The sequence below is a fragment of the Photobacterium proteolyticum genome, assembly GCF_001939735.1.
Classification (GTDB): domain Bacteria; phylum Pseudomonadota; class Gammaproteobacteria; order Enterobacterales; family Vibrionaceae; genus Photobacterium; species Photobacterium proteolyticum.
The window spans coordinates 26,036-37,847 of record NZ_MJIL01000059.1 but is presented as its reverse complement, the minus strand read 5'-3'; the positions used below and the strand labels follow the sequence as shown (position 1 = coordinate 37,847).

The window sequence follows — 11,812 nt, the reverse complement described above, 5'->3', positions numbered from 1 at the left end:
GGATGCTGAGGGAGTTGCTGGAGCTGGTAAAGGGACAATAAAAAACCAGCTGACAGGCAGCTGGCTTTTTGTATGAAGGATAATTCTCGGTTAAAAGAACAGGTGTCCCATCAGCGCGATGACCGGCAGGGTAACGATAGTACGCAAGATGAAGATCATGAACAGCTCCCATGGCTTAACCGGGATTTTACTGCCGATCAGCAGGGCACCGATTTCCGACATATAAATCAACTGGGTCACAGACATTGCTGCAATGACGAAGCGAGTCAGATCGCTTTCGATGCCGGATGCCAGAATTGACGGCAGGAACATATCGGCAAAACCGACCACGATGGTCTCGGAAGCTGCTGTTGCTTCAGGAATTTGCAGTAGCTCCAGAAACGGAATAAATGGCAGTCCGAGGATGCTGAATACCGGCGTATTTTCAGCGATCACCAGTGCGACAGTACCGATTGCCATTACCACAGGCAGTACGCCGAAAATCATATCGACGGCATTCTTCACCCCTTCTGTGACGACATGGCGCAGGCTTTTTACTTCAGCGGCTTTGTTAAGTGCCTGTTCCAGGCCAAAGCTAACAACTGTTTTTCCTGCCGGTACGGCTTCGTAGTCTTCGGTAAGGTCTGCACCGTCAATGTACTTATCCTTTTTCCAAGATAACGGCGGTAGGCGAGGCACAATGACAGCTGCTGCCAGGCCAGCCAGACAAACAGTCATATAGAACGGGGCAAACATGTGTTCCAGGTTAACCTGAGCGATAACCACCAGGCTGAACGTGATGGAAACGGCTGTAAATGTGGTACCGATCACTGCAGCTTCACGCTCGGTGTAAATCTTGCTCTCGTATTGCTTGCTGGTCATCAGCACACCGACGCTACCGTCACCCAGCCATGAGGCGATACAGTTAACGGCAGAGCGTCCCGGCAGATTGAAAAGTGGGCGCATGATGCGGGTAAACAGGGCGCCGACAAACTCAAGCAGGCCGAAGTTCAGCAGAAGCGGTAGCAGCAGGCCAGCGAACAGAAATACCGAGAACAGAACAGGTAACAAGTCATTGAGTACCAGCCCACCTGTGGCACCATCATGGATCATTTCAGGGCCGATACCGAAGAAGGTCATCAGGACGAACACGGCACCCATTTGCTGGACAACAAACCATGGCAGTGTCGGATTTAGCAGGCCGCTCAAAAAGCTGTTCTCGGTGATCGCTCGAGGCTGGAAGAGTTTGGTCAAAATGGCAGCCCCTGCGGTCAGGGAGATCACGAATGTCACGATGGCTGTCAGCATACCGTCAAACAGTGCCTGAACGGACTTGGCCAGCACCGCAATAGGAATAGTAAGGGTGTCCTGGTATTCGATAGGTGCCATGAACAGAAACACACCTAACAGTGAAGGGAGAAGAAACATAAGCCACGTGGCTTTGTTTCTGGATGATGTTGCTATCGCCTGATCCTGCATACTCGACCTTTAACTAACTGTATTGACTGGGAGTAAATAACTGCTCTATGCCTTTCGGAATAAATATTCACTGATCTTCCATAATCAGGTGGTGAAAGATTACAGTTTTTAGTTTGGAAATGGAATACTTTGTGGTGTTTAATGTGTATTTATTCACTTTTATTCTGTCAAATAGCTTGTTTGCAGTTACTTGCAGTCGGGGTGTGATGACAAGATATGCACTTTGTTAGGTAGTTAAAATGGAGGCCGTGGCATGTCCTCCACCGTTCACTGCTCCCTTTATAATTTGAAAACCTTTCTGCATTGCTTGCAACGATAGATGGCTTTATAGAGCAAACGTTGCCAGAAAGTCCTTTTGACACGCTCGACCTGGGTGCAGCGGCATTCCATTGGAGATTTACCTGTCGCGAGTTAATGTGTCTACAGGGTCTCATTGGTTGGTTGAATGGGTGGTGAGGGAGATATTCATCATAGGTTAATGGAACCTATGTATGGCAGCAGCTGATAACAGAGATAGCCGCCAGATACAAAAAACTGGTTAGATGCGCCAGAGTGAGGCATCTAACCAGCTTGGTAGGTTGTCCAGAGAAGACTTATATCTAGGCTGGTGGAAACTGCCACTAGCCTGTTGTTACTTAGCGCATGGTAACGAACTCTTCCGACCCTGTTGGGTGGATAGCTACGACGCTGTCGAAATCTGCCTTGGTGGCTCCCATCTTCATCGCGACACCAAAGCCCTGGATCATCTCGTCAACGGTATAACCAATGCCGTGAAGGCCGACAACCTTCTCGTCAGGACCGGCACATACCAGCTTCATCTTGCATGGCTGGCGATGCGCGGTTACGGCGGTATACATGGCGGTGAAACCGGACTGGTAGACTTTGATATTGTCTTCGCCGTACTCGGCAATGGCTTCAGGCTCCGTCAGGCCGATGGTGCCGATTGGCGGGTGGCTGAAGACCACGGTCGGTACCAGTTTGTAGTCCATTTTTGCATCGGTTTTGCCGTTGAACAGGCGCTCGGATAACTGACGGCCGGCCTTGACTGCGACAGGTGTCAGTTCGATACCGCCTTCCATGATATCGCCGACACAGTAGATACCGTCGACGTTGGTCTGCTGGTACTCGTCAACTTTGATGTAGCCGCGGTTGTTGGTCTCAACACCGGTAGCGGCCAGGTTGATTTTGTCCGTGGTCGGGTTACGGCCGATAGCCCAAATTAGAACGTCGGTATTGTGAGATTCACCGTTTTCGAAGTGAAGCGTGACAGAGCCGTCTGCTTCTTTGACCACTTCTTTCGGAATTGAGTGGGTGTGCAGGGTCGGGCCTTCCGCATCCATCACTTCGACCAGTGTATTGATGATCATCGGGTCAAAGCTGCGTAGCGGGGATTCCTTGCGGACAAACAGGTGAGTGTCGGTACCCAGTGCACTCAGTACGCCGGCGATTTCAACGGCGATATAGCCTGCGCCGATCACGGCAGTGCGCTTTGGTTGCTCGTTCAGTTCAAAGAAGCCGTTAGAGTCGATGCCGTGCTCAGCACCCGGTACGTCAGGAATGGTTGGTTCGCCACCGACGGCAATCAGAATGTGATCGGCGGTGTAGTGCTCGCCGTTTACCTCGATGGTCTTCTGATCAACCCCTTCTTTTTGATCAACAAAGCGGGCAAAACCATTGATTACTTCAATCTTGTTGTTGCCAAGTACGTTATCGTACGCGGTATGAATGCGGCTGATGTACGCCTCGCGGCTCTCTACCAGCTTGCTCCAGTCGAATTTTTTGACATCGACATCAAAGCCGTAATCTTTGGCATACAGGTGCATGGCTTCGGCAATTTGTGCGCCGTGCCACATAACTTTCTTCGGAACACAGCCGACGTTTACACAGGTACCGCCCAATGCTTTGGCTTCGATCAGAGCAACCTTGGCACCATACATTGCTGCACGGTTTGCTGATGCAATACCGCCGCTGCCGCCGCCGATACAAATGTAATCAAAATGCTTTGCCATGACTTTCTCCGCTTAATTCTACGATTTATTAGCTAAACCTAGTGTAATCAAGAACGCAGGGAGTTACGAGAGGGGAGGATCGAGAAAGTCGGGCTGGATAGTAATAACTGATGGCAAGAAAGAATAAAGGCGGGCTGGAACCCGCCTTGGTTAATTATGCTCGAAGCCAGTTATTCCGGTACTGCCCACTGCACGGTGTGATGACCATGGGTTGGAGCGATAGCCTGCTGTAACCAGGGCAGAATGGCCTGCATCTGGCTTTCCAGTTTCCACGGTGGGTTGATGACAATCATCCCGGAAGCGGTCATGCCTCGCTCGGTGGTATCGGGCTCGACGCCCAGCTCGATTTGCAGGATTTTGCGTATTCCCAACTTTTCAAGGCCTTTCAGCATCTTGTCGATATTCTCGCGATAGACAACCGGATACCAGATCGCATAGGTACCTGTTGCCCAGCGCTTGTAGCTTTCCGCGATGGCGTTAACGACATCCATGTACTCATGTTTTAGCTCATAGGGCGGGTCGATCAGCACGACACCACGGCGCTCTTTCGGTGGCAGACTGGCCTTGAGTCTCAGGAAGGCATCTTCCTTGTAGATTTTGACCTGGCGGTCGCTACGGAACTCCTGCAGCAACAGGGGAAAGTCCGTTGGGTGCAGCTCGGTCAGAACCATACGGTCCTGCTCGCGGATCTGGGCTCGGGCGACACGCGGCGAGCCCGGGTAGTAGCGCAGATCATCGCTGTCGTTTAGTACCTTGATCGCATCAATGTATGAGGTGATGTCAGTGGGAATGTCATCACGCGACCATAGGCGGGCGATGCCTTGCTTGAACTCACCGGTTTTCTCGCTGCGTTCATCCTGCAGATCATAGCGGCCGACGCCCGAGTGGGTATCGTGATAGACAAATGGCTTATCCTTTTGCTTCAGGGCATCGAGGATCAGACTTTGTACGATGTGTTTGATCACGTCGGCATGGTTGCCGGCATGGAAACTGTGGCGATAGCTCAGCATGAATGAGATCTCTACAGGTAGTCAGTGTTGGGATAGGGGGCATATTATGGCTGATTGTTGGCGAATATCCAGAAAGCGGTAAGATCTTTAGTCGTACAGGCTGTTAATTACACGTTAAAATGAAAGGATAAGCGCGATCACAAACCGCGATTAAGGGATTGAATTTACAAGCCCGAAGACACATCTAATAAGGGATAGAAGAATTAAGGATTAGCGCATGTCGAACCCATTATTAACCATGACGGATCTGCCTCCGTTCTCCCAAATCAAGCCTGAACATATCAAGCCCGCTGTTGAACAGGCTATCGCCGACTGCCGTGCCCATGTCGAGTCGGTATTGGCAAATGAAGCCGCGTCAAGCTGGGAGACGATTTGTGCCCCGCTGGCCGAGACCGATGATCGTCTGAGCCGGATCTGGTCGCCAATTGGCCACCTGAATGCGGTGAAAAATAGCAACGAGCTGCGCGAGGCGTATGAGAGTTGTCTGCCGATTCTTTCCGACTACGGAACCTGGGTGGGTCAGCACAAAGGTCTATACGAAGCCTATAAGGCGATTAAGGCCGATGAGAGTTTCGAGCAACTGACCCCGGCGCAGCAAAAATCCATCACCGATGCCCTGAAAGAATTCGAACTGTCGGGCATCGGCCTGCCAGCGGCCGATCAGCACCGTTATGGCGAGATCAGCAAGCGTCTGTCGGAGCTGGCCTCGACGTTCAGCAACAACGTGCTTGATGCCACGATGGGCTGGAGCAAGCTGGTGAGCAACGCTGACGAGCTGGGCGGTTTGCCGGAATCAGCACTGCAGGCGGCTCAGGCGGCCGCCGAGGCTAAAGATCAGAGCGGTTATTTGTTTACCCTGGAAATTCCGTCTTACCTGCCGGTGATGACATACTGTGATAACCGCGAGCTGCGTCAGGAAATGTACGAGGCGTTTGTGACCCGTGCCTCCGATCGTGGCCCGAATGCCGGCAAGTGGGATAACACCGATATCATTGCAGAAAAGCTGAAGCTGAGCCATGAACTGGCCCGACTGCTGGGCTTTAGCACTTACAGCGAGAAATCCCTGGCGACCAAGATGGCTGAAACGCCGGATCAGGTGCTGGGCTTTTTGAATGATCTGGCAACCCGCGCCAAGCCGCAGGGCGAGCGTGAAGTTGCCGAGCTGCGTGACTATGCGGCCTCTGAATTCGGTGCCGAGTCGCTGGAGCCTTGGGATTTTGCCTATTATGCCGAGCAACTGAAGCAGCACCGTTACAGTATTTCTGACGAGCAACTGCGTCCGTACTTTCCTGAGCACAAGGTGGTCTCGGGCCTGTTCGAGGTCCTGAAGCGTGTCTTCGGCATGGATGTAAAACCGCGTGACGGCGTCGATGTCTGGGACGACAGCGTGACCTTCTACGATATCTTCGATGCGTCGGGCGAGCTGCGTGGCAGCTTCTATCTGGATCTCTATGCCCGTGAGCACAAACGTGGCGGAGCGTGGATGGATGAGTGTATGGTACGTCGTACCCGTACTGACGGGAGCCTGCAACAGCCGGTAGCCTACCTGACCTGTAACTTCAACAAACCGATTGGTGATAAGCCTGCCATGTTTACCCATGACGAGGTAGTCACCCTGTTCCACGAGACCGGCCACGGTATCCATCATATGCTGACCCAGGTCGATGCACCTGCCGTGTCCGGTATCAATGGTGTGCCGTGGGATGCCGTCGAGTTACCGAGCCAGTTCCTGGAAAACTGGTGCTGGGAAGAAGAGGCGCTGGCGTTTATCTCCGGCCACTATGAGAGCGGTGAACCTCTGCCGAAAGAAATGCTGGACAAGATGCTGGATGCCAAGAACTTCCAGTCGGCGATGGGCATCCTGCGCCAGCTGGAATTCGGCCTGTTCGATTTTACCCTGTACACCAACTACGATCCGGAAGTCGGCGCTCAGGTACTCGATACCCTGGCGGATATCAAATCTCGCGTCTCGGTTGTGCCAAGTCCGGAGTGGGGCCGTTTCCCGAACAGCTTTAGCCATATCTTTGCCGGTGGCTACAGCGCCGGATACTACAGCTACCTGTGGGCAGAAGTGCTGTCGTCTGATGCCTATTCGCGTTTCGAGGAAGAGGGGATCTTCAATACCGAGACCGGTGCCGATTTCCTTGATTGTATCCTCGAGCGTGGCGGCAGCGAGGAGCCGATGGCGTTGTTCAAGCGCTTCCGTGGCCGGGAGCCGAAGATTGATGCTTTACTGCGTCATTCTGGCATCACCGGCTAATTGAATTTCAAACTGGTTATTTAGCCCTGCTTCAGTATCGAAAGTGCTCATTGATTAGCATCAACTCCGCGCTTTCTCTTTGAATCAGGGCTAAATCAGACGCATGCTAAAAGAATAAAAAGGCTCCCTGGGGAGCCTTTTTTGATCGAACGGTTTGTTGTTGTGGTTTTACTTGCTTTCGACAATAACCAGCGGCCAGCCCATGTCGGTCTGGCGAACGGCTTCTTGCTGCAGCTCTGCCTTGGTCAGCGGGTTGGTGCTGAGCCAGTGTGCAGGCAGCGTGAGGGTCAATGTGTTGTCATCGACGGTTAGCGTAAACGGTGGCTGGTGGTTATGGTCGCGACGGTGACACAGGATCACGGCCAGACGTAGCAGGCGCAGGATCCGTGCAGCACTTTGGGCCGAGAGGGCATGCTGTTCCGGTAAACTGGTAAGTTGTTCACGGAAGCGGCGTAGCAGCTCGGCGATCAGGTGCTTTTGGGCGCGGGTAAAACCGGGTAGATCGATGTTGTTGATGAGGTAGGCGGCGTGGTCACCACTTTTCTTGAACTCGATACTGGTACCAATCTCGTGCAGGGTGGCACTGGCATTGAGCAGGTATCTGGCCTGCGGCTCTAGCTGCCATGCCTGCTCGCAACTGCCAAGGAGCGACAGGGCTGTGTGAGCAACGGCATCGGCATGCTGGCTGTCGAGCTGGAAGCGTGACTGCAGGCTCAATAAGGTACGCTCACGAACATCATGATGGCGCATCTGGCTCATCATCTCGTAAACCATACCTTCACGCAGGGCACCGCCGGCCAGGGTCATCGATTGGATATTCAGTGACTCGAAAATCGCAATCAGGATTGACAGGCCGCTCGGGAATACCAGGGCGCGTTCCAGGGTCAGCCCTTCGATATCCAGATCTTCCAGGCGTTCGTACTGCATGGCCTGACGCTGCATGCGCTTGAGTTTCTGCAGGGTGATGATTTCATCCATCCCCTGGGCCAGCATGATTTCCTGCAGCGCTTGAACGGTACCGCTGGCACCAACACAGGTGTCCCAGCCCAGCTTGTGGTAGGACTCGACGATTGGCTCTATCGCATGTTTTGCCGCGTTGATTGCCGCGTCGAAGTTTTCTGCCGTCAGGTAACGATCTTTGAAGTAGCGCTCTAGCCAGGTGACACAGCCGATCTTCAGGCTGGTCAGGGCACTGGCGTCAAAACCTTCACCGATAATAACCTCGGTGCTGGCGCCGCCGATATCAACTACCAGGCGTTTGCCGCACCCGCCTGAGGTGTGGGCGACCCCCTGGTAGATAATCCTGGCTTCTTCCTCACCGGGAATGATTTCGATGCTATGGCCAAGAATATCTTTGGCCTTAGAAAGAAAAGTATCTGAGTTTACGGCCGTACGCAGCGCAGCTGTGCCGACGATGCGGATGTTGTCGTCGGGGATGTCCTGCAGTCTTTCTGCAAACAGGCTCAGGCAGTCCCATCCGCGCTGCATGGCTTCTTCACTCAGCTCATTCTGGCTGTTGAGGCCTGCAGCGAGGCGGACCTTGCGCTTGATCTTGGCCAGTGTCTGCACACTGCCGGCGACTTCCCGCACAATCCACATATGAAAACTGTTCGACCCCAAATCTATCGCGGCGTACAGAGGTGATACTGTTCTTTCCATAGACATATCTTACTGTTGTTTTTGGTGCTGCGGGCGGCGACGGTTACGTTGGCGCGACTGACCCTGACGAGATGAATTATTGCGACGGTTTCCGCCCTGGCGTGGTGAACGCGGGATGCTTACCGGCGCTGGCAAATCGTCCAGCAGGGCATCGCCATCGTATTTGGATAACGGGATCGCATGCTCGATATAGGTCTCGATAGCCGGCAGGTTAATCGCATATTGCTCACAGGCAAAGCTGATTGAGTGACCGCTGGCACCGGCACGGCCTGTACGGCCAATACGGTGGACATAATCTTCTGCATCGTCAGGCAGATCGTAGTTGAATACGTGCGTTACCTGAGGGATATGAAGGCCTCGGGCTGCGACATCGGTTGCAACCAGGATATCTACTTCACCCTGGGTGAACTGCTCCAGAATACGGACACGTTTTTTCTGCGGTACATCGCCGGTCAGCAGGCCTACGCGGTGCTTGTCGGCTGCCAGATGCGCCCAGATATCTTCACAGCGGTGTTTGGTGTTGGCAAAAATGATGGCACGATCTGGCCACTCTTCTTCAATCAGGGTCTGTAGCAGACACATTTTGTCCTGGTTTGACGGGTAGAACAGTTCTTCCTGAATACGGTGTCCCGTTTTTTGCTCTGGTTCGACAATCACGCTTTCAGGATTGTTCATATGCTCAAACGCCAGCTCTTTTACCCGGTATGACAAGGTAGCCGAGAACAGCATGTTCAGGCGTGCCTTTGGTGCCGGCATACGACGGAACAAGAAGCGAATGTCTTTGATAAAGCCCAGATCGAACATGCGGTCGGCTTCGTCAAGCACAACAACCTGAATCGAGCGCAGATCAATCACGCGCTGTTTGTAGAAATCGATGATACGGCCACAGGTACCGATCAGGATATCCACACCGGCTTCCAGTGTTTTTTGCTGTTTCTCGTACGCTTCACCGCCATAGGCAAGGCCGGCTTTCAGGCCCGTGCTTTCAAGCAATGGTTTGGCATCGTTGTAAATCTGGATTGCCAGTTCGCGTGTAGGTGCCATAATGATGGCACGGGGATGGTTGGTTTTGCGGTCCTCCGCTGCCGGGTTTAGCAACAAGTAGTTAAAAGTCGCAGTCAGGAAGGCCAGGGTTTTCCCTGTACCAGTCTGAGCCTGACCTGCAATGTCTCGGCCGGTGAGCACTACCGGCAATGCCAGCGCCTGGATCGGCGTACAATTATGGAAACCTTTGGCTTCCAATCCTTGTAAAACCTGAGGGTCTAACCCCAGGTCGGCAAATTTCTGCTCTGTGATGTGAGTCGTCTTCATTCGTATAGAATATCAGCTTAGGGTTGCAATACGAAACGGATTCCATTCAAATAGAGCATCGATTTGCTGGTTAAAATGAAATCAGCCAACAAAATCAACCATTGGAGTGGAAGATGAGCGACAAGATTGTGCAGCTGACAGACGCAAGTTTTGATAACGACGTGATTAACGCTGCGGGCCCTGTATTAGTCGATTTTTGGGCAGAATGGTGTGGCCCTTGTAAAATGATTGCCCCAATTCTTGACGAAATCGCGGACGAATACGAAGGCAAGCTGACGATCGGTAAACTGAACATCGATCAGAATGCTGGTACGCCGCCTAAATTTGGTATCCGCGGTATTCCGACACTGCTGCTGTTTAAAGACGGCGGTGTGGCAGCTACCAAGGTAGGTGCGCTATCTAAAAGCCAGCTTAAAGAGTTCCTGGACGCGAACCTGTAAGCAGCTTCTTGCCCGAACCGTGCGCAATTTCTCAGTTGTGCATGGTTTGACTTCCGACTATGCTAGACGGATGGCGTGTTTAGTGCTAACTTATTGCACGTAAATTGTACATTTGTTCATTCCTTGACCAGCCCCATTGGTCAACACTCTCTCAACTAACATAGAACCCCGATTTTGACTGACAAGAAACCCACCACTATGAATCTTACAGAACTGAAAAACCAACCTATTTCGAAGTTGGTTGCGCTTGGCGAAAGCTTAGGGTTAGAAAACCTGGCGCGTTTGAGAAAACAAGACATCATCTTTTCTATTCTCAAGCAGCACGCAAAAAGTGGTGAGGACATTTTTGGCGATGGTGTTCTAGAGATCCTTCAAGATGGCTTCGGCTTCCTTCGCTCTGCAGACAGCTCTTACCTTGCCGGCCCTGACGACATCTACGTATCTCCTAGCCAAATTCGCCGATTCAACCTACGTACTGGTGATACCATTGCCGGGAAGATCCGTCCTCCGAAAGATGGCGAGCGTTATTTTGCCCTGCTGAAAGTCAACGAAGTTAACCACGACAAGCCTGACAATGCCCGTAACAAGATCCTGTTTGAAAACCTGACTCCGCTGCATGCCAATGATCGCATGCGTATGGAACGTGGTAACGGGTCGACGGAAGATATTACGGCCCGTGTTCTTGATCTGGCATCACCAATCGGTAAAGGTCAGCGTGGTCTAATCGTGGCACCGCCTAAAGCGGGTAAAACCATGTTGTTGCAGAATATTGCCCAGAGCATTGCCTACAACCACCCTGAGTGTGAGCTGATGGTACTGCTGATCGACGAACGTCCGGAAGAAGTGACCGAGATGCAGCGTCTGGTTAAGGGTGAAGTGGTTGCCTCTACGTTTGATGAGCCGGCATCTCGCCACGTACAGGTGGCAGAAATGGTTATCGAAAAGGCGAAGCGTCTGGTTGAACACAAGAAAGACGTGGTTATCCTGCTTGACTCAATTACCCGTCTGGCGCGTGCCTACAACACCGTAGTGCCTTCATCTGGTAAGGTACTGACAGGTGGTGTTGATGCAAACGCCCTGCATCGTCCTAAGCGTTTCTTCGGTGCGGCACGTAACGTTGAGGAAGGTGGCAGCCTGACTATCATCGCTACCGCGCTGGTCGATACTGGTTCGAAGATGGACGAAGTTATCTACGAAGAGTTCAAGGGTACAGGTAACATGGAACTGCACCTGTCTCGTAAGATTGCCGAGAAGCGTGTCTTCCCTGCGATTGACTTCAACCGCTCTGGTACCCGTCGTGAAGAGCTGCTGGCGAAAGCGGATGAGCTACAGAAGATGTGGATCCTGCGTAAGATTGTTCACCCGATGAGTGAAACAGACAGCATGGAGTTCTTGATCGATAAACTGTCGATGACCAAGACCAACGATGAGTTCTTTGACGCGATGCGCCGTCAGAAGTAATAATTTAGCTGCCTAACTCACAGTTTTCTGAAACGCCACCTTGTGTGGCGTTTTTTATTGGGCAGAGATCCTGCATAATCCTATCAAACAGTATTCGATTACATTTCATTGTAGATGCTGATCACTGTATTGAGGTACTGTAGGCGTTGGCTTCGCAGCTGATTGTGCACCAGGAAGGTGAACAGGCTGCAGCGCTTAAAATGG

Annotated in this window: 8 protein-coding genes; 3 read left to right on the top strand and 5 right to left on the bottom strand. The window is 52.2% G+C overall.

Annotation, left to right across the window (positions count from 1 at the left end; all coding sequences use genetic code 11):
* Nucleotides 1-90: 90 nt before the first annotated feature.
* The 3 genes from BIT28_RS09200 to BIT28_RS09190 form a co-directional block, all read right to left on the bottom strand.
* Complete coding sequence (locus tag BIT28_RS09200) at nt 91-1,458, bottom strand: YjiH family protein (protein ID WP_075763285.1); 1,368 nt, start codon at nt 1,456-1,458, stop codon at nt 91-93.
* 635 nt (nt 1,459-2,093) lie between these two features.
* The gene (gene gorA, locus BIT28_RS09195; protein ID WP_075763284.1) at nt 2,094-3,467 is read right to left on the bottom strand and encodes a glutathione-disulfide reductase; all 1,374 of its coding nucleotides are present in this window, start codon (nt 3,465-3,467) and stop codon (nt 2,094-2,096) included.
* Between the two features lie 170 nt (nt 3,468-3,637).
* Nucleotides 3,638-4,477 (bottom strand): 23S rRNA (adenine(2030)-N(6))-methyltransferase RlmJ, encoded by an 840-nt coding sequence (locus BIT28_RS09190; RefSeq protein WP_075763283.1) that lies wholly within the window; start codon nt 4,475-4,477, stop codon nt 3,638-3,640.
* A gap of 217 nt (nt 4,478-4,694) precedes the next feature.
* Here BIT28_RS09190 and prlC point away from each other — a divergent pair, with 217 nt between their 5' ends.
* A complete protein-coding gene (gene prlC / locus BIT28_RS09185; protein WP_075763282.1) occupies nt 4,695-6,737 on the top strand; it encodes an oligopeptidase A in 2,043 nt (680 codons plus the stop codon).
* A 168-nt stretch (nt 6,738-6,905) separates the two neighbouring features.
* Here the strand turns inward: prlC and gppA are convergent, their stop codons facing one another.
* Together gppA and rhlB are read right to left on the bottom strand one after the other, a co-directional pair.
* Nucleotides 6,906-8,396: a guanosine-5'-triphosphate,3'-diphosphate diphosphatase gene (gene gppA, locus BIT28_RS09180; RefSeq protein ID WP_075763281.1), complete on the bottom strand. Its 1,491-nt coding sequence runs from the start codon at nt 8,394-8,396 to the stop codon at nt 6,906-6,908.
* A gap of 9 nt (nt 8,397-8,405) precedes the next feature.
* Nucleotides 8,406-9,707: an ATP-dependent RNA helicase RhlB gene (rhlB, locus tag BIT28_RS09175; protein WP_075763280.1), complete on the bottom strand. Its 1,302-nt coding sequence runs from the start codon at nt 9,705-9,707 to the stop codon at nt 8,406-8,408.
* A 113-nt stretch (nt 9,708-9,820) separates the two neighbouring features.
* Between rhlB and trxA the strand changes: the two genes are divergently transcribed.
* Entirely contained in the window at nt 9,821-10,147 is a 327-nt protein-coding gene (trxA, locus tag BIT28_RS09170; RefSeq protein ID WP_075763279.1) for a thioredoxin TrxA, read from the top strand.
* A 198-nt stretch (nt 10,148-10,345) separates the two neighbouring features.
* Nucleotides 10,346-11,608, top strand: coding sequence for a transcription termination factor Rho (rho, locus tag BIT28_RS09165; RefSeq protein ID WP_075763278.1), 1,263 nt, complete (start codon nt 10,346-10,348; stop codon nt 11,606-11,608).
* Nucleotides 11,609-11,812 lie beyond the last annotated feature (204 nt).